Below are 17,767 nucleotides of genomic sequence, written 5' to 3'. Positions count from 1 at the left end.
GGGGGAGGTGTCGTCACGGGTGGCTCCAGGGGCGCGCAGGTCGAAGTACCGCGCTACCGTACAACTCCGTGACTCCCCGGGCGCTCAGGAGTCCAGCAGCACCACGTCGACCTCGCTGCCGGCGGGCAGGTCGGTGACGTCCTCGGGGACGGTGATCAGGCAGTCGGCCCGGGCCAGCGCGCCGACCAGGTGCGACTCGGCGCCGCCGACCGGCTCGACCGTGCCGTCCGCCGCCGAGTAGCGGCCGCGCAGGAACTGCCGACGGCCGGCCGGGGAGCGCAGCGCGGCCGGGCAGAGCGCGCGGACCACCGGACGGTGCACGTCGGCGGCGCCGAGCATGGTGCGGATGACCGGACGGACGAACAGCTCGAAGGAGATGTAGGCGCTCACCGGGTTGCCGGGCAGGGCGAGCAACGGCACCCCGGGCGCGTCGCCGATCCGGCCGAAGCCCTGCGGCTTGCCGGGCTGCATCCGCAGCTTCCGGAAGTCGACGCCGCCGTAGGTCTCGAAGACCTCCTTGACCACGTCGTACGCGCCGACGCTGACCCCGCCGCTGGTGACGATCAGGTCGGCCCGGCCGAGCTGGTCCTCCAGGACGGCGCGCAGCCGGTCGGCGTCGTCCGGGACGGCGCCGACCCGGAAGGCGATGGCGCCGGCCTCCTGGGCGGCCGCGGTGAGGGTGAAGCTGTTGGAGTCGGCGATCTGCCCGGGGCCGACCGGCTCGCCGGGCTGGACCAGCTCGCTGCCGGTGGACAGCACCACGACCCGCGGGCGCGGGCGGACCTTCACGCTGGCCCGGCCGATCGCGGCGAGCAGGCCGAGCTGGGTGGGGCCGAGCCGGGTGCCGGCCTCCAGGACCTTCGATCCCGCGGCGACGTCGCTGCCGCGGCGGCGGATGTGCGCGCCCTCGGCGACCGGGCGCAGGACGCGGACCTCCTCGTCCGGGACGGGCGCGGTCATCGCGGCGGCGGCCACGCCGGTGCCGGTGCCGCCGTCGGTCCACTCGACCGGGGCGACGGCGCGGGCACCGGGCGGCACGGGGGCGCCGGTCATGATCCGGGCGGCCTGGCCGGGGCCGACCCTGGGCAGCTCGTCCGCGCCGGCGGCGATGTCGCCGACCACCGAGAGCACCGAGGGGTAGGCGTCGGTCGCGCCCTCGGTGTCGGCGGTGCGGACGGCGTAGCCGTCCATCGAGCTGTTGTCGAAGGGCGGCAGGTCGCCGTCGGCGACCACGTCCTCGTCGAGCCGGCAGCCCTGGGCGTCGAGCAGCCGGAGCTCGATCGCGGGCAGCGGGCCGACGGCGGCGAGCACGTCGGCGAGGTGCTCGTCCACCGTCCAGAGGCGGGGGGCCGCCGGTGCCGGGTCCGTTCCGGCGTCGCAGCAGGCTGCGGGCGTGGTGCTGTGCTCGGTGGACCCGGTCATCGGCGGCTCGCTCTCTGTCGTGTCAGTCCTGCATCTCGGAGCCGACGAACTCCCGCAGCCAGGAGCGGAACTCCGGGCCCAGGTCCTCGCGCTCGGCGGCCAGACGGACGATAGCGCGCAGGTAGTCGGCGCGGTCGCCGGTGTCGTAGCGGCGGCCCTTGAAGAGCACGCCGTGCACCTGGCCGCCGTCGGCGGGCTCGCGGGTGGTGAGCTCGCGCAGGGCGTCGGTGAGCTGGATCTCGCCGCCGCGGCCGGGCGGGGTCTCGCGCAGCACGTCGAAGACCAGCGGGTCGAGGACGTACCGGCCGATGACGGCGTAGTTCGAGGGGGCCTCGCCCGGCTCGGGCTTCTCGACCAGGTCGGTCACCTGGAAGACGTCCTCGCCGAAGCCGTTGGCCTTGACGGCGGCGCAGCCGTAGAGGTGGATCTGGGAGGGGTCGACCTCCATGAGGGCGACGACCGAGCCGCCGAGCTCCTGCTGGACCTCGATCATCCGGGAGAGCAGCGGGTCGCGCGGGTCGATCAGGTCGTCGCCGAGCAGGACGGCGAAGGGCTGGCCGGCGACGTGCTGCTCGGCGACCGAGACGGCGTGGCCGAGGCCCTTCGGGTCCCCCTGGCGGACGTAGTGCATGTTGGCCAGCTCGACGGACTCCCGCACCCGGGCCAGGCGCTGCTGGTCGCCCTTGCGCGCGAGGAGCTCCTCCAGCTCGTAGGCGCGGTCGAAGTGGTCCTCCAGCGCGCGCTTGTTGCGGCCGGTGACCATCAGTATGTCGGACAGGCCTGCGGCGGAGGCCTCCTCGACGACGTACTGGATCGCCGGCTTGTCGACGACCGGCAGCATCTCCTTCGGGGTGGCCTTGGTCGCCGGGAGGAAGCGGGTGCCCAGTCCGGCCGCGGGTACCACGGCCTTGGTTACCGGAACTCGGGAGTTGGTCGTCGTCATGCGTTTACCTTACTCAGGCACGTTTTCGCCCGGCCGAGCGCGGTCGGACGGCTAGGACAGCACGTCGCGGGGCACGGCCACAGAGGCTGGCGTATGGGATGGGACCGGCTGGGCGAGGGGGTCCCCTCCGGCACAGGCCGACAGACTACCCGGCTTTCCCGAACGGTCACGTTCGGCAGTCGGACCGTGCTCCGCACCGGAATCGACCGGCCGGGGAAGCCCGGTGGCGGGCAGGTCGCCGTGGCGCGGCGAGATCCGCCAGCAGTCGCCGCCGGCCGCCCGGGCCTCGGCCAGCGCCGTGTCGGCCGCGCGCAGCAGGACGGCGGCGTGGGCCCCGTCCTCGGGCAGCACGGCGATGCCCGCGGCGGCGGTGAGGCCGTTGCCGCGCACCGGGCGGGACTCGCGCGTCCCCGAGGACCAGTCGAGCAGCAGGTGGCGGCGGACCGACCAGACCAGCCGTTCGGCGACCTGCACGGCGCCCTCGGCCCCGGTGTCGGGCAGCACCACCAGGAACTCCTCGCCGCCGTACCGGCCGAGGGTGTCGGCCCGGCGGATCTCCATCGCGAGGCGCTGGGCGAGGTCGCGCAGTATCGCGCCGGCCCGGCCGCGGCCGTGCTCGGCGACGACCGCGTCGAAGCCGGTGATCGCCAGCATCAGCACGGCGAGCGGCCGGGGGCCGTCGCCCGGGTCGGTGTGCTCGGCGCGCCGGGACCGTTCGATCTCCCGGTCCAGGGTGAGCTGCAGGTGGCGGTAGTTCCACACGCCGGTGAGCGGGTCGCAGGACGCGGTGCGTTCCAGTTCGGCGCAGTGGGCCTCCAGCTCGGCGATCCGCTCCCGCAGCCGCTCCGTCCCGGCCGCGGCCCCGGCCCGGACCCGCCGGACCCGCACTCCGAGGGCGGTGGCGCCGGCCAGTGCGGGGACGCTGAGCGCGGCCAGGGCCTGGACCAGCAGCGGGGTGGACAATCGGGGCGCCCTTTCGCGTGGCAGGCTCTGCGCGTCGACGGTCTGGAGACGTGGAGGATCCGGTGCACAACGAGAAGAGCGACCTGAGGACACGGCTGCTGACGCGGCGCCGCGGGCTCTCCGCCGAGGAGCGCACCGCGACGGCGCTCGCGCTGGCCGGGCACGCCGGGGAGCTGGCCGGGCCGGGCGCCACGGTGGCCGCGTACGTCTCGGTCGGCGCCGAGCCGGGTACCAGGCCGCTGCTGGACGAGCTGCGGGCGCGCGGGGTGCGGGTGCTGCTTCCCGTGCTGCTGGCCGACAACGACCTGGACTGGGCCGAGTACGCGGGGCCCGGGGAGCTGGCCCCGGCGGGTCGCGGGCTGCTGGAGCCGGTCGGTCCCCGGCTCGGGCCGGAGGCGGTCACCCGGGCCTCGGTGGTGCTGCTGCCGGGCCTGGCGGTGGACCGCGGCGGGCTGCGGCTGGGCCGGGGCGGCGGCAGCTACGACCGGGTGCTGGCCCGGCTGGGGCGGGCGGGCGTACGGCCGGTGCTGGCGGTACTGCTGTACGAGCACGAGCTGCTGGAGCGGGTACCCGCCGAGCCGCACGACCGGCCGGTGGACCTGGCGGTCACGCCGTCGGGGGTGCGGCGGCTGGGCTGACGGCGGGCCGGCACCCCTGAGGGTGCCAGCCCGGGCCCGGGAAACGGCGGCGGCCCCGCTCCGGGGTGGGAGCGGGGCCGCCGGGTGTCCGTCCGGGCGTCAGCCGGTGGTGAGCACCAGCTTGTGCTTGGTGGCCTTCTCGACCGCGTCCGGGCTGGAGGCCCAGGTGAGCAGCTTGCCCTTGAGCCAGAGGTCGGTCTGGTCGTTGTAGTTCTCGTGGAAGGCGTGGCCGGAGGCGCCGCCGACGTTGATCCAGCGCGAGGCGTCGAGGTCGTTCAGGTCGACCACCATCCGCATCGACGGGATCCAGTCCACCTGGTAGCCGGCCGCCGCGTTCCAGCCGGCCGCGTCGACCGCCGCCGAGCCGCCGGAGAGGCGGTACGGGCCGCGGTTGAGCAGCTTGTGGAGCACGCCGGAGGCGATCGAGGAGTCGTCGGTGCCCAGCGTCTGCTCCTTGAGCTCCAGCTTGTGCAGCCGGCCCCAGCTCCAGGTGGAGACGTCCTTGCTGAGCAGCGAGGTCAGCTCCTGGCGGGCGTTCTTCATCGCTTCCTTGAGCAGGTTGTCCAGGCCCTTCTGGACGTCGTGCTGGGAGTCGATGTACGTCCACCACGAGCTGTCGGGCTTCTCCAGCTGGTCGCGCACCACCTCGGTCCAGCGGTCGCCGCCGTCCGGCTGGGCCTTGGCCGGGTCACGGGTGCCGCACTCGGTGACGATCCTGGTGGTGCTGTCCGGCTTGGTGGGGTCGTCCTGCTGGCGGACCAGCAGGCAGTTGTCCTTGGCCCGGAGGTCGGCCGGGAACTTCTGGCCGAAGGCGAGGGTGAGCAGCTGGCGCCAGACGCCGTTGTAGTAGGCGGCGGCGGCCGAGTCGGCGTCCTGGTGGTAGTTCCAGTCCTTCAGCAGGTCCTGCGCCTCGCGGACGTACGGGTCGTCGATCTGCTGCTTGAGCAGCAGCGGGACCAGCGTCTTGGCCATCACGTTGGTGTTGTCCAGCTGCAGGGTCTGCATGTCGTCCGGCGAGATCTTGCCGTTGTTCTTGAGCAGGCCCTCGATCTGGTCGGTGATCTCCTTGGCGCGGGTGCCGTACTCCCAGTCCTTGGTGAGGCTGTACTTGTAGCTCGGGTCCACCACGGCCTGGTTGGCGGTGACGATGTAGCCGGAGGAGGGGTTGAGGCTCCACGGCAGCGCGTTGAACGGGATCGGGTCCTTCCACTGGTACGCGGAGTCCCAGCCCAGCGCGGGGTAGGTGCCGTCGCCCTTGCCGCGGACCGGGATGGTGCCCGGGGCCTGGTAGCCGATGTTCTTGGCGTCGGCGTAGATCAGGTTCTGCGCGGGGACGGTGAAGTCCTTGGCGGCGGCCCGGAAGTCGTCCCAGTTCTTCGCCTTGTCCAGCTCGAAGACGGCGTCCATGGTCTTGCCTGGGCTGAGCGCCGTCCACTGCAGGGCGACGCCGTAGCCGCCGGTGCCGCGGTCGGGCGCGGAGGTGCCGTTGGGGGCGTACTTGCCGACGTTCTGCTGCTCGTTGCTCTGGTCGGAGATCAGCGGGGCGCCGGTCTGGGTGGTGCGGACGGTGATGGTGCGGTCCTCGCCGCCGGCGACCTTGATGGTCTCCTTGCGGAGGTCGAACTTCACGTCCTTGCCGTCGACCTGGTAGGTGTCCGGGCCGGTGACCTTCTCCAGGAAGAGGTCGGTGACGTCGGCGCCGAGGTTGGTGAAGCCCCAGGCGACGTCCTTGTTGTGGCCGATTATCACGCCGGGCATGCCCGCGAAGGTGAAGCCGGAGACGTCGAACTGGCAGGCCGGGGAGGCCGTCCGACAGTGCAGGCCCATCTGGTACCAGACCGAGGGCAGGCCGGGGCCGAGGTGCGGGTCGTTGGCCAGCAGCGGCTTGCCGGTGGTGGTGTGGGAGCCGGCGACCACCCAGGAGTTGGAGCCGATGCCCTGGCCGGGGCGGCCGAGCAGCTGCGGCATCCCGTCGATCCGGTCGGTGAGGCTCTGCAGCATCGCCTTGGTGGTGGCCTCGCCCTGGGCGGTGGCGGTGCCGTTGCCGGTGCCCGGCTGGGCGGAGCCGTCGGCCGGGCGGTAGGCGTCGCCGGCCACGGTGCCGGTCTTCACGATGGTGCCGTTGCGGGTGTACGGGTAGTCCGGGTACAGCTCGGCGATCTTGTCCGGGGTGAAGTCCTGGGCCAGCAGCGAGCGGTCGACCTCCTCCTGGAGGTTCCCGGAGAGGTTCCAGGCCATCGCCTTGAGCCAGGCCACCGAGTCGACCGGCGTCCACTGCTCGGGCTCGTAGCCGCTGTTGACGACGCCGAGCAGGGTGTACTCCAGCGAGGCCTTCGCACCGCCGGGGTGCTCGGCGAGCCAGGCGTTCACGCCGTCCGAGTAGGACTGCAGGTACTTCTTGGTCTCCGGCGACAGCTTGGTGTCGAACTCCTTCTGCGCCACCTGCCGCCAGCCCATGGTGCGGATGAAGGCGTCGGTGTCGACCTGGCCGTCACCGAACATCTCGGAGAGCCGGCCGGCGGTGATGTGGCGTCGGACGTCCATCTCCCAGAAGCGGTCCTGCGCCTGGACGTAGCCCTGGGCGCGGAACAGGTCCTCGGGAGTGTCGGCGTACAGCTGCGGGATGCCGTTGGCGTCCCGCTTCACGTCGACCGGCGCGGTCAGGCCCGCGACCTTGACGCTGCCGTCCACCTCCGGGAAGGACGCGCGGACCGCGGAGACCCCGCGGTAGCCGCCGTAGCCGACGCCGGCCACCAGCAGCACGACCAGCACGATCACGAACAGACGGGCGCGCCGGAACTTCTTCGAGCGGGGCATCTGGGTCCTTGCGGTCCTGACTTCGGGGCGGGCGGGCGTGTCCAGGGCCAGCGGCCGTGGCAGGGAACCACATTAGGCCGAGTCTGCCGAGCACTGTGAACGGGGGACCAAGCTAAAGATATGGCAAAATGTTAGACTGCGTAACGATCCGCAAGGGGAGCATTGACGCCTTCTTAACGGGTCGACCCCTCAGCACCACCCTGACACCCCGTCCGCCCCTGCCTGCCCGAGGTGCCACTGCGTGAACGTCTCCCACCTGAACCAGCTCCTCCTCGAAGCCTCCGTGATCCTGCTCTTCGCGGTGGTCGCCGTACGGATCTCCACCCGATCAGGGCTGCCCAGCCTGCTGATCTATCTGGGGATCGGCGTGGCGCTGGGCCAGAACGGGGTCGGCTTCACCTTCAACAACGCCGAGCTCACCCAGGTGATCGGCTACGCGGCACTCGTGGTGATCCTGGCCGAGGGCGGTCTCAAGACCAGCTGGCGGGAGATCAAGCCGGTGATGCCGGCGGCCACCGTGCTGGCCACCGTCGGCGTCGGGATCAGCGTGTTCGCCACCGCGGCCGGCGCGCACTGGCTGGTCGGCCTGGACTGGCGGACCTCGCTGCTGCTCGGCGCCATAGTCTCCTCGACCGACGCGGCGGCCGTCTTCTCGGTCCTGCGGATGGTCCCGCTGCCGCACCGGCTCACCGGTCTGCTGGAGGCCGAGTCCGGCTTCAACGACGCGCCCGTGGTCATCCTGGTCGTCGCCTTCGCCACCACCGGCGAGCTGGACCCCTGGTACGTCCTGATCGGCACGATCCTCGCCGAACTCGCGATCGGCGCGGCGATCGGCCTCGCCGTCGGCAAGATCGGCGCCTTCGGCATCAAGCACGTCGCGCTGCCCTCCTCGGGCCTCTACCCGATCGCCGTGATGGCGCTCACCGTGCTCGCCTACGCGGGCGGCGCGCTGCTGCACGGCTCCGGCTTCCTCGCCGTCTACATCTGCGCGGTGATCCTCGGGAACTCCAAGCTGCCGCACGGCCCGGCCGTCCGCGGCTTCGCCGACGGGCTGGCGTGGATCGGGCAGATCGGCATGTTCGTCCTGCTCGGCCTGCTCTGCACGCCCGCGACCATGGGGTCCGCGGTGGTGCCCGCGCTCGTCATAGGCGGCGTGCTGGTCTTCCTGGCCCGGCCGCTGTCGGTGGTGGTCTCGCTGACCCCCTTCAAGGTGCCGGCCCGCGAGCAGGCGCTGCTCAGCTGGGCCGGGCTGCGCGGGGCGGTGCCCATCGTGCTGGCCACCATCCCGGTGGTGTCCGGCGCGCACCAGGCCGAGGACGTGTTCAACATCGTCTTCATCCTCGTCGTCGTCTTCACCCTGCTCCAGGGGCCGACCCTGCCGTGGGTGGCCAAGCGCCTGCGGATCGGCGAGGGCGCGATGGGCCAGGACCTCGGCATCGAGTCCGCCCCGCTGGAGAAGCTGCACGGGCACCTGCTGTCGGTCGCGCTCTCCCCCACCTCCCGGATGTCCGGTGTGGAGATCGGCGAGCTGCGGCTGCCCAAGGGCGCCGCGGTCACCCTGGTCGTGCGCGAGGGCAACTCCTTCGTGCCGGACAAGACGACGGTGCTGCGCGGCGGGGACGAGCTGCTGGTGGTCACCACGGACGACGTCAGCGAGGCCGCGGAGCGGCGGCTGCGGGCCGTCGACCGGGGCGGCAAGCTCGCGGGGTGGCTCAACGGGCGGTGAGCCCGGGGCGCTCGGGGCGCCTGGGGTGCTTGGGCGCTCCGGGCCCTCCGGGGTGCTTGGGGCGGGGCGGGCTGGCGGGATCTACGCGCGTAACTGTATGCTGGTTCGACCACGCCGTATAACCACCGCTAGACCACCCCCAGCATCTGCCTGACGCAGAGTTGGCGCGACCGCTCGGCGGCCGCGGTCCGGCCCCCGGCAACCACACCGGGCCGACCCGGTATCTACCCCGGTCGACGCGCGAGAGGACGACTCTCGGCGCCGTCGGGGCCACACCATGCCCTGCCGCGCTACCAGGCAGCAGGAAGGACCGACCGTGACGGCCCGCCGAACGGTCGATACCTCCGCGGACAGCACCGCGGACACCAGCGCAGCCCAGGCCCCCGCCCGCGTCGGGTACGGCGAGCTGCTGCGCACCCCCGGAGCCTGGACCTTCCTGGCCCCGGCCCTCGTCGCGCGACTGCCGTACGCGATGCTCAGCATGGGCATCCTGCTGCTCGTCTCCAAGACCCACGGCTCGTACGGCACCGCCGGTACGGTCACCGCCGTCGCCGCCGTCGCCCAGGCCCTGGTCGGGCCGCAGACCGGGCGGCTGGCCGACCGGTACGGCCAGGCCTCGGTGCTCGTCCCGACCGTCCTGGTGCACGGCGCCTCGGTCGGCGTGCTGATCGCGCTGGCGCTCGGCCACGCGCCGGCCTGGAGCCTGTTCCTGGCCGCCGTCCCGGCCGGTGCGAGCGTCCCGCAGATCGGTGCGATGGTCCGGGCCCGCTGGGTCGCCCGGTTCACCGCCGACGGCCCGTCCGACGCCTCGGCGGCCCGGGTCAGCACCGCGTTCGCCTTCGAGTCGGTGACCGACGAGTTCACCTTCGTGATCGGCCCGATCCTGGCCTCCGGCATCGCCGCCATGGCGAGCCCGGCGACCGCCCTGGTCGCCGAGGCCGCGCTGACCGTCGTCGGCGGCCTGGCCTTCGCCGCCCAGCGGCGCACCGCCCCGGCCCGGATCGTGCCGCAGCCCGGCGCCGAGCGCGTCTCGGCGATCGCCTCCCCCGGCGTCCGGCTGCTCGCCGGCTCCATCCTCGGGGTCGGCGCGGTGTTCGGCGGCATGCAGGTCTCGGTGAACGCCTTCGCCGACTCGGTCGGGCAGCACGACGCGGGCGGCACCGTGTACGGGATCTTCGCGGGCGGCTCGATGCTGGCCGGCGTGCTCTACGGCGTGATCGCCTGGCGGCGGCCCGTCCACAAGCGGATGCTGATCAGCTACGCGCTGCTGGTGCTGGGCTGCTCCACGCTGTGGGCGATGCCGAACCTGGTCGCGCTCACCGTCGCCGGGCTGGTCTGCGGCCTGGCCATCGCGCCGACCCTGATCAGCGGCTACACCCTGGTCGAGACGCTGGTCGCGGACGGCGCCAAGACGGAGGCCTTCACCTGGCTGACCGGCGCCATCGGGCTGGGGCTCGCGGTCGGCTCGATGGTGGCGGGCCGGCTGATCGACGGGCACGGGCCGTCCACCGGGTTCCTGGTGCCGCTGGTCGGCGCCGGCCTGGGGCTGCTCGCGCTGTTCTCGCTGCGACACCTGCTGGTGGCGCCGCGGACTTCGAACCGGATCGTCGCCGGCTCCGCGGCGGGCTCCGTGGAGTCCGCCGGTGCTGCGCAGCTGGTGGGCGCGGCCAAGGGCTGAGCGCGGCGGTGGTTCGCGGCCGATCCCGGGCCGGGGCGGGGCCGATCTCACACCGGAGTCGCTGGACTGATCCCGCGGAATGCCGCATCATTGACCATCGTTAGCACTCATCAGGCGAGAGTGCCAGGAGGAAGACAAGTGCCCACGTACCAGTACCAGTGCACCGAGTGCGGCAACGGCCTGGAGGCGGTGCAGAAGTTCACCGACGAGGCACTGACCACGTGCCCCGACTGCCAGGGACGGCTTCGCAAGGTCTTCTCGGCCGTGGGTGTCGTGTTCAAGGGGTCCGGCTTCTACCGGACCGACAGCCGCTCCTCCTCCAGCAGCTCGGTCGGTTCCGGGTCGTCCTCGACCTCGTCGACGACGACCTCCACGGCCCCCGCGTCGGGCACGGGCTCCTCGGCCCCCTCCAGCCCGGCTCCGGCCGCGAGCTGACCCGGGCGCCCGGGGGAATCCCGGCGCACAGCAGTCCTCGGAAAGGCCCGTCGACCCCGCTTCCACGCGGGGGCGGCGGGCCTTTCCGCATATTTTCGGCCCGCTTTCGTCAACTCCCGAGGACCCGGCCGACCGGTGTGGGTGTACGAAGTCGTCCACAGGGGCGGGTTTGTCCACAGGCTGGGGAAACGGCTTTCCGGGCCCGGCCCGAGCGCGCATCGTGTGGGTGGTCAGCCGGCCCACCGGGGGTCGGCTGCCGGACCCTCCGGAGGTGCGTCGATGACGACCGTGGGCTTCTCCGTCCCGCTGCCCGCCCCCGCCGTTCCACCCCGGCAGGAGGTGCCCAGCTTCCCGCCGATCCGGCGCGGGTGCGGCGGGTGGCACCGTCTGCGCAGCGCGGTCCGGCGACGGGCCGGGGTGCCCGCGCTGGTGCTGCTCGCGGTGGCCGCCGCGCTCGCACTCGGGCCCGCGCGGGCCGGCCTGCCGCCGTCCGGCGGGGGCGCGCTGGGCCGGACGGGTTGTCAATCCGGGGCTGCGGAAGATCACCCGTAACCCGGCGACGGCTTCGTCGTTCGAGGCGGCATGAAGGGCTTCAAGGAATTCCTGCTGCGCGGAAATGTCGTCGAACTCGCCGTCGCCGTGGTCATCGGCGCGGCTTTCACCAACATCATCAACGCCTTCGTGAAGGGCGTGATCAACCCGATCATCGGCGTCTTCGGAACGAAGGACCTGGGTTCCTACAGTTCCTGCCTCAAGGGGCCCTGTGTGGTGAGCCCGACCGGTGAGGTCACCTCCGGGGTCCAGATCCTGTGGGGATCGGTGCTCAGCGCCGCCCTGCAGTTCCTGATCACCGCGGCCGTCGTCTACTTCGTCCTGATCGTGCCCATGAACCGGATGGCGGCCCGCCGCAAGACCCCCGGGGAGGTCGCGGCGGAGGCCGAAGCCAAGGAGGTCCAGCTACTGACCGAGATCCGCGACGCGCTGGTCGCGCCCCTGCGCTGACGCGCAGACCTTCCCCGTCCGCCCCTCAGCCCCCGTGGTGCGGCGGGCGCTGGCTCAGGTACCAGTCCAGCCCCCGCCTACCGCTCTCCCCCGCCCCGGAGCGCTCGCCCCAGCCGGTGTCGGTATCGTCCCGGGACTGCTGGTCCAGCGGGTCCCGGAAGACCAGCCGGGCCTTGGCCGCGGGCTTCTGCTGCGGCTCGCCGTCCCGGGTCGGGTCCTGGTTCCGGCTCTGGTCCCGGACCTCGCCCTGGTTCCGGCTCTGGTCCTCGCCCGTGCCCTGCTCCGCCGGCTGTTTCTGCCCGTGCTCGCTCACCCTGTCCACTCCGTCGTTCGCGTCGTCCTGGCCGCCCGTCCTGTCCCTCCAGCCTAAGAGCCCCGTGGCACGACTCGGGCCCCGGTGCGGAGCGCTCCGTACCGGGGCCCGGGCGGGCGGCGGCAGATCCGTCCGGCAGGCCGGCGGACGGACTGGTCAGGCGGGCCCGACGACCGGGCGCGGGCGACCGGCCGGGTTCGGGCCGGGCTCGGGCCGGTCAGGCGGCTTCGAAGCCCGCGTGGTCCGCGATCTTCTTCAGCTCGGCCAGCGCGTGCTTCTCGATCTGCCGGATCCGCTCACGGGTGAGGCCGTGCTGCTTGCCCACCTCGGTGAGGGTGCGCTCGCGGCCGTCCTCCATCCCGTAGCGGGAGCGGATGATCGAGGCCGTGCGGTCGTCCAACCGCCCGATCAGGTCGTCCAGTTCCTCACGGCGGAGCATCACCATCACGGCGTCCTCGGGGGACGTCGCCCCGGTGTCCTCGACGAGGTCGCCGAACTGGGTCTCGCCCTCGTCGTCCACCGACATGTTCAGGCTGACCGGGTCACGCGCCCAGTCCAGCACGTCCTTGATCCGGGCCTCGGTGGTGTCCAACTCGGCCGCGATCTCGGCCGGCTCGGCCTCGCGCCCCAGTTCCTTGGACTTCTCGCGCTGCACCCGGCGGATCCGCCCCAGCTCCTCCACCAGGTGCACGGGCAGCCGGATGGTACGGGACTGGTCGGCGATGGACCGGGTGATCGCCTGCCGGATCCACCACGTCGCGTACGTGGAGAACTTGAAGCCCTTGGCGTAGTCGAACTTCTCGACGGCGCGCACCAGGCCCGCGTTGCCCTCCTGGATGAGGTCGAGCAGGGGGAGGCCGCTGCGCGGGTACCTGCGGGCGACCGCGACCACGAGCCGGAGGTTGGAACGGATGAAGACGTCCTTGGCGCGCTCCGCGTCGGCGGCTATCGTCTCCAGCTCCTCGCGCGCGATGCCGTCGGGGAGTTCGTCCTCGTCCAGCAAATGCTGGGCGTACACCCCGGCCTCGATCCGCAGCGAGAGCTCGACCTCCTCGGCGGCATCGAGCAGGGGCGTCCTGGCGATCTCGTCGAGGTACATGCCGACCAGGTCACGGTCGGCCTCAAGGTTGGTCGGGCGGGCCGCGCGAGTCCGGTCGGCCCTGTCGCGAACGACGGCACGGGTGGCCATGCTTGCTCCCTTTGCTGGTGTTGCCGAGGTCTGCCTGCCTGCCCCGAGGGCAAGAAGTGCGGGCCCCGCGGGGCTCACACGTAACGATCCAACGAACAGATTCCGGACAACATTCCCAAGTCACTCCGATTCTTCCCGGTGATGCAGTATCCTGCCGGTTTTCACTCCGACTTTGGACGCTCGGTGACCACTCGGGCACGACCCGTGCATTCCGGCGACCGTTCACGGAGCGATTTCTTCACCCGACCCTCACGCGCCGGTCGCCTACTGGTTGAACCCGCGAACGGCCGCCGGCGTTCCCGCGCACCTCCGCCCGCACGCCCGCGCCCACGCCCCGGCGCACGCAGGACCTCCGCACAAATGATGCCGAATCGCTATCGCTCCAGCTCCCGATCGGCACAGGACACTGGGAAGGTGTCAGCCATGCACCTGACCAACAGCACGACCTCCGCCACTGCGCGTAATCGCAGTCTCCTGCGGGACGCCGCGGTCATGTTGGTCTGTGCCGCACTGTTCAGCCTCCTGGCGGCGCTGATGACGGGCCACTGGCGCCCGCTGGAACGCTTCGACCAGGAGTGGACCGACGAACTGCACATCTACGCCCGGGAACACCGGATCTGGACCGCCTCGGTGCAGACGCTCTCGGACATCGGCGGCACCGTCACGATGCGTACACTCCTCGGAATCGCCGCCGCCTGGCTCTGGTTGATCGGCGCGCGGGTGCTGGCCGGCTGGGTGGCCGCCCAGACACTGGTCGGCTGGGGCGCCCAGTGGGCCCTGAAGCTGGCCTTCGACCGCGCGCGGCCCGGCTTCTCCGACCCGGTCTCGCACGCCGGCGGCCCGGCCTTCCCCTCCGGCCACGCCATGGCCTCGACGATCACCTGCGCCGTCCTGGTCAGCCTGCTCTGGTACCGGGTCCGCCGCCGGGGCCGGACCGCCGCCTCCGCCGTGGCGGCGGCGACCGTGCTGACCATCGGCTGGACCCGGATCGCGCTCGGCGTGCACTGGCCCAGCGACGTGCTGGGCGGCTGGCTGGCTGCCGGGATCGTGCTGGGTGCCGTGACCACCGTGATCGAGCTCTGGCGGCCCGGCGCGCTGGCCCGCGACGTACGGCGGGTCAACTGGCGCACCAGGCCCAGGGTTCAGCGGGTCATCGTGTCGTCCGGCCGACCGGCCCGGACCGTCGACCCACTGGACGAGGACCACCCGGACGACGCCCCGCGGGCCGAGGGCAGGCCCGAGCCGGACCCGCCGGCCGACGGCGTACCGGGCAACGGCGTACCGGGCGAAGGTCGACGGGCGGACGGCTCGCCTGCCGAGGGCACGCCGAGCGGACGCGGACGGGGCGGCGCGGCCCGGAAGGACGCGGCCGACCGCCCCGACGAGACCGTCAGTTGAGTCCGCGTCACCGGCGCGGACCCGTCGACTAGCGTGACCGCCATGTCCACCACCCCTGCTCCCGCCCCCACCCAGCCCGCCGGACACCCCGAGCGGCCGCTGCGGATCGCCACCGTCCAGACCCAGGCCGTGGCCGGCGACATATCCGCCAACGCCGAGCAGGCCGCCGCGCTGATCCGCGAGGCGGCCGGTGCCGGCGCCCGCCTGGTGCTGTTCACCGAGAAGTTCCTCTCCGGGTACGAGCCCGAGCTGATCCGCGCCGACCCGCTCAAGTACACCGTCCAGAACGGCGACCCGCGCCTCGCACCGATCGCCGAGGCGTGCCGCGAGACGGGGACCGTCGCCGTGGTCGGCGCCGCCGTGCAGGACGGTGCCGACCTGCGGATCTCCGCCCTCGTCCTCGGCTCGGACGGCGGCTTCGTCACCCGCTACGACAAGCAGTACCTGTTCAAGAGCGAACGCGACCTGTACCGCCCCGGGACGGCCGGCTGCACCCTGGAGCTGGACGGCTGGCGACTCGGGCTCGGCATCTGCTACGACTCCGGCTTCCCCGAGCACGCCCGTGCCGCCGCGCTCGACGGCTGCCACGCCTACCTGGTCGGCGCGCTGTTCAGCAGGGGCCACGGCCACCACGAGTCCCGCACGTGGTTCCCCGCCCGCGCACTCGACAACACCCTCTACACGGTGCTCGCCAACCACATCGGCCGGACCGGCCCCTGGCACACCTGCGGCGGCAGCGCGGTGTGGGGCCCGGACGGCCGCCTGATCGCCGAGGCGAGCGAGGACCGGCGCGAGGTCGTCGTCGTCGACCTGGACCCCGCCGTCCTGCGCACCACCCGCGAGAACGAGACCCTGCTCGCCGACCTCGCCCTCGCCGCCGGACAGCCGGCCGCGCCGCGCACCCACGTCACCCTGGCCTGACCCGGCGAGCGGGGCCCGACCGACGTCCGGCCCGGCCCTGACCCACCGGGGCCGGGCCGGGCGGCGGCCCGGGGGAGCCCGCTCGGGCGGTCCGCGGGCCGGGAAGTCAACGTCCCGGCCCCGGAGTTCACCCCGGCCCGATCGGTCGGCCCGCCCGACGGGACCCGCCCCCGGCCCACGCCGCCGCCACCGCCATCCGGCCGACCCGGCGGACGGGGAGGACGGCCGCGGCGAGGCCGGTCAGGACGGTCAGGGCCAGGGCGAGCAGGACCGCCTGGGGGTCTGCTCCATGATCACTCCGCGGACGGACCACCGGCCCCGGCGGCTCGTCCCCGAGAGGTACGGCGCCCCTGGGACCGGTCCGCCGGCGAAGCGCCGGGCCGGAAACGGCGCAGGCCCCCGCCCGGAGTGGGCGGGGGCCTGCGACTGCGTTCCGTGCTGTGCCCCAGACAGGAATCGAACCTGCGACACCGGCTTTAGGAGAGCCGTGCTCTATCCCCTGAGCTACTGAGGCGTGGCCCGGTTGTGGCGAGGCCGTTCACAGCGTACCGGATCGGGGGTGGGGAGCGGGGTGGCGGACGGGTCACGGGTGGGGTGCGGGTGCCGACGAGGCGTCAGCCCGGGTCAAGTAGCCTGCCGGGAAGTGCCTGATCCGCCGGGGCACCCCGCGCGAAGGAGACGAAGGACCCGATGAGACCTGCTGTGCGCCCGGTCGGCCGACTGCTGGGGCAGGTGTGGTTGTGGCCCGCGCTGGTGATGCTGGCCGTGGGGGCGTACCGGTTGGGCACCCCGGACCTGTGGCGGGACGAGATCGCGACCTCGACGGTGGCCACCCGCTCGCTGGGCGACATGCTGCGGCTGCTCCAGCACATCGACGCCAGCAACGGCGCCTACTACCTGCTGATGCACGGCTGGACCGCGGTCTTCGGCGACTCGGCGGTGGCTCTGCGGATTCCGTCCGTGCTGGCCATGGCGGGCGCCGCGGCGTTCGTGGCGCTCACCGCCCGGCGGCTGTTCGGCGGGCGGGTCGCGGCGATCGGGGCCGGCCTGCTGTTCGCGGTGCCGCCGCTGGTCTCCCGCTACGCCCAGGAGGCGCGCTCGTACGCGCTGGTGACCTGTGCGATCGCGGCCGCGACCTACTTCCTGCTGCGGGCCCTGGAGCGGCCGACCTGGCGGCGCTGGGCGCCGTACTGCGCGGCCATGGCGCTGGCGGGCGCGGGGCACCTGGTGTCGTTCAGCACGGTGGCCGGGCAGGCCGCCCTGGTCGGACTGCACCTGTGGCGCACCCGGGAGGCGACGGACCGGCGGCTGCTGTGGCAGTACCCGCTGGCGGTCGTGGTGGCCGCGCTGCCGGTGCTGCCGGTGGTGCTGCTGGGCAGCCGCCAGTCGGACCGGCAGCTGGGCTGGATCGCCACGCCGTCGCTGCGCGGCCTGGCCCGCTTCGGCGAGTCCCTGTTCGGCTCGCACCTGGTGTTCTACGCCTTCGTGCTGCTGGCCGTCCCGGCGCTGGCCCTGCCGGGTCGGCGGCTGCAGGCCTGGCAGGCGCTGCTGCTCGCCGAGCTGCCGGTGGTGAGCGTCTGGCTGGTGTCCCGCCTCGGGGAGACCTCGTACTTCATCGACCGGTACCTGCTGTTCACGGTGCCCGCGTGGGCGGTGCTGGCCGGGGGCGGGGTCGGTGCGGCCTACGGTGCGGTGGCGGCCCTGGTCCGACGCGGTCCGGCGCCCCGCAGGGCCGTGGCGGTGGCCGGGGTGGTGGCGGCGGGCATGCTCGCCGTACCGGCCGTGGCGGCGCTGCCCAGGCAGCCCGCGATCCGGTACGTGGGCTCGCACACCGGCTCGGAGGAGCCGTTCCGGGTGGCCGCCCGGACGATCGCCGTCGGCTACCACTCCGGGGACGGGATGGCGGCCCCGTTGGGCAACCAGTCCTGGGCGATGGTCTGGCCGGGCGTCAGCCACTACCTGCCGTCGGACGTCCACCCGTACCCGGTGTTCGTCGCGCAGAGCGCCGACGACGCGGAGGACCTGTCGCCGGTCGCCTGCACGAAGCCGGAGGACTGTCTGGGCTCGGTGTCCCGGATCTGGCTGCTGGTCCTCGGTGACACCGCGGACCCGCTGGGCGCCATGCCGACGGACCAGGCGCAGTTGCTCCGCACGCAGTACGGCGACCCGGACCAGGTCACGCCGCTCGGCGGGTTCACGCTCGCGCTGCTCGACCGCGACACGTAGGCGCGGGCGGGAGGGCGCGGGCCACGGCCACGGGCCACGGCCACGAACGCCGAAGGGGAGCCGGTACGGACCGGCTCCCCTTCGGCGTTTCTCCGC

General features: G+C 73.1%; 15 protein-coding genes and 1 tRNA gene. 9 read left to right on the top strand and 7 right to left on the bottom strand.

Translation table 11 applies throughout. The annotated features are described in order from the left end of the window. Window positions 1–84: 84 nt before the first annotated feature. From glp to ACIGG8_RS33740, 3 genes are read right to left on the bottom strand one after another with little or no spacing between them, the layout of a single operon-like run. Window positions 85–1,422: a gephyrin-like molybdotransferase Glp gene (gene glp, locus ACIGG8_RS33750; RefSeq protein WP_396552457.1), complete on the bottom strand. Its 1,338-nt coding sequence runs from the start codon at window positions 1,420–1,422 to the stop codon at window positions 85–87. Between the two features lie 22 nt (window positions 1,423–1,444). After that, entirely contained in the window at window positions 1,445–2,365 is a 921-nt protein-coding gene (gene galU, locus ACIGG8_RS33745) for a UTP--glucose-1-phosphate uridylyltransferase GalU (RefSeq protein ID WP_350525967.1), read from the bottom strand. 51 nt (window positions 2,366–2,416) lie between these two features. Next, window positions 2,417–3,328: a GGDEF domain-containing protein gene (locus ACIGG8_RS33740; protein ID WP_396552456.1), complete on the bottom strand. Its 912-nt coding sequence runs from the start codon at window positions 3,326–3,328 to the stop codon at window positions 2,417–2,419. Window positions 3,329–3,390: 62 nt separating this feature from the next. On the opposite strand from ACIGG8_RS33740, the gene ACIGG8_RS33735 reads away from it, so the two are divergent. Beyond that, entirely contained in the window at window positions 3,391–3,966 is a 576-nt protein-coding gene (locus ACIGG8_RS33735) for a 5-formyltetrahydrofolate cyclo-ligase (protein ID WP_350525965.1), read from the top strand. A 99-nt stretch (window positions 3,967–4,065) separates the two neighbouring features. Here ACIGG8_RS33735 and ACIGG8_RS33730 read toward each other — a convergent pair whose 3' ends face one another. Next, a complete protein-coding gene (locus tag ACIGG8_RS33730; protein WP_396552455.1) occupies window positions 4,066–6,783 on the bottom strand; it encodes a penicillin acylase family protein in 2,718 nt (905 codons plus the stop codon). Between the two features lie 241 nt (window positions 6,784–7,024). On the opposite strand from ACIGG8_RS33730, the gene ACIGG8_RS33725 reads away from it, so the two are divergent. The 5 genes from ACIGG8_RS33725 (at window position 7,025) to mscL (ending at window position 11,624) form a co-directional block, all read left to right on the top strand. Beyond that, window positions 7,025–8,509: a potassium/proton antiporter gene (locus tag ACIGG8_RS33725; protein WP_396552454.1), complete on the top strand. Its 1,485-nt coding sequence runs from the start codon at window positions 7,025–7,027 to the stop codon at window positions 8,507–8,509. A gap of 316 nt (window positions 8,510–8,825) precedes the next feature. Beyond that, window positions 8,826–10,187 (top strand): MFS transporter, encoded by a 1,362-nt coding sequence (locus ACIGG8_RS33720; protein WP_350525962.1) that lies wholly within the window; start codon window positions 8,826–8,828, stop codon window positions 10,185–10,187. A gap of 138 nt (window positions 10,188–10,325) precedes the next feature. Further along, entirely contained in the window at window positions 10,326–10,622 is a 297-nt protein-coding gene (locus tag ACIGG8_RS33715; protein WP_396552453.1) for an FmdB family zinc ribbon protein, read from the top strand. A 279-nt stretch (window positions 10,623–10,901) separates the two neighbouring features. After that, complete coding sequence (locus tag ACIGG8_RS33710) at window positions 10,902–11,174, top strand: hypothetical protein (protein WP_396552452.1); 273 nt, start codon at window positions 10,902–10,904, stop codon at window positions 11,172–11,174. Between the two features lie 30 nt (window positions 11,175–11,204). Further along, window positions 11,205–11,624 (top strand): large conductance mechanosensitive channel protein MscL, encoded by a 420-nt coding sequence (gene mscL / locus ACIGG8_RS33705; protein ID WP_350525959.1) that lies wholly within the window; start codon window positions 11,205–11,207, stop codon window positions 11,622–11,624. Between the two features lie 25 nt (window positions 11,625–11,649). Here the strand turns inward: mscL and ACIGG8_RS33700 are convergent, their stop codons facing one another. Together ACIGG8_RS33700 and ACIGG8_RS33695 are read right to left on the bottom strand one after the other, a co-directional pair. Then, a complete protein-coding gene (locus ACIGG8_RS33700; RefSeq protein ID WP_396552451.1) occupies window positions 11,650–11,937 on the bottom strand; it encodes a hypothetical protein in 288 nt (95 codons plus the stop codon). 217 nt (window positions 11,938–12,154) lie between these two features. Next, window positions 12,155–13,126: a sigma-70 family RNA polymerase sigma factor gene (locus ACIGG8_RS33695; protein ID WP_396552450.1), complete on the bottom strand. Its 972-nt coding sequence runs from the start codon at window positions 13,124–13,126 to the stop codon at window positions 12,155–12,157. 423 nt (window positions 13,127–13,549) lie between these two features. Here ACIGG8_RS33695 and ACIGG8_RS33690 point away from each other — a divergent pair, with 423 nt between their 5' ends. Both ACIGG8_RS33690 and ACIGG8_RS33685 read left to right on the top strand, forming a co-directional pair. Beyond that, window positions 13,550–14,524, top strand: a complete 975-nt coding sequence (locus tag ACIGG8_RS33690) for a phosphatase PAP2 family protein (protein ID WP_396552449.1) — start codon at window positions 13,550–13,552, stop codon at window positions 14,522–14,524. A gap of 42 nt (window positions 14,525–14,566) precedes the next feature. Next, a complete protein-coding gene (locus ACIGG8_RS33685; protein ID WP_396552448.1) occupies window positions 14,567–15,445 on the top strand; it encodes a carbon-nitrogen hydrolase family protein in 879 nt (292 codons plus the stop codon). A gap of 441 nt (window positions 15,446–15,886) precedes the next feature. Here ACIGG8_RS33685 and ACIGG8_RS33680 read toward each other — a convergent pair. Continuing rightward, window positions 15,887–15,959, bottom strand: a tRNA-Arg gene (locus ACIGG8_RS33680). A gap of 176 nt (window positions 15,960–16,135) precedes the next feature. On the opposite strand from ACIGG8_RS33680, the gene ACIGG8_RS33675 reads away from it, so the two are divergent. Then, window positions 16,136–17,671 (top strand): glycosyltransferase family 39 protein, encoded by a 1,536-nt coding sequence (locus ACIGG8_RS33675; RefSeq protein ID WP_396552447.1) that lies wholly within the window; start codon window positions 16,136–16,138, stop codon window positions 17,669–17,671. Window positions 17,672–17,767: the final 96 nt, after the last annotated feature.

It is taken from the genome of Kitasatospora sp. NPDC085464 (assembly GCF_044541955.1).
In the GTDB taxonomy this organism is placed as follows: domain Bacteria; phylum Actinomycetota; class Actinomycetes; order Streptomycetales; family Streptomycetaceae; genus Kitasatospora.
Note: the sequence above shows the minus strand (reverse complement) of the source record. Positions and strands in the feature narration are given on the sequence as shown.

Coding starts and splice junctions, on each gene's coding strand:
- ACIGG8_RS33695 (WP_396552450.1), bottom strand. CDS start 13,126: ATGGCCACCCGTGCCGTCGTTCGCGACAGGGCCGACCGGACTCGCGCG.
- ACIGG8_RS33710 (WP_396552452.1), top strand. CDS start 10,902: ATGACGACCGTGGGCTTCTCCGTCCCGCTGCCCGCCCCCGCCGTTCCA.
- mscL (WP_350525959.1), top strand. CDS start 11,205: ATGAAGGGCTTCAAGGAATTCCTGCTGCGCGGAAATGTCGTCGAACTC.
- ACIGG8_RS33685 (WP_396552448.1), top strand. CDS start 14,567: ATGTCCACCACCCCTGCTCCCGCCCCCACCCAGCCCGCCGGACACCCC.
- ACIGG8_RS33675 (WP_396552447.1), top strand. CDS start 16,136: ATGAGACCTGCTGTGCGCCCGGTCGGCCGACTGCTGGGGCAGGTGTGG.
- ACIGG8_RS33690 (WP_396552449.1), top strand. CDS start 13,550: ATGCACCTGACCAACAGCACGACCTCCGCCACTGCGCGTAATCGCAGT.
- glp (WP_396552457.1), bottom strand. CDS start 1,422: ATGACCGGGTCCACCGAGCACAGCACCACGCCCGCAGCCTGCTGCGAC.
- ACIGG8_RS33730 (WP_396552455.1), bottom strand. CDS start 6,783: ATGCCCCGCTCGAAGAAGTTCCGGCGCGCCCGTCTGTTCGTGATCGTG.
- galU (WP_350525967.1), bottom strand. CDS start 2,365: ATGACGACGACCAACTCCCGAGTTCCGGTAACCAAGGCCGTGGTACCC.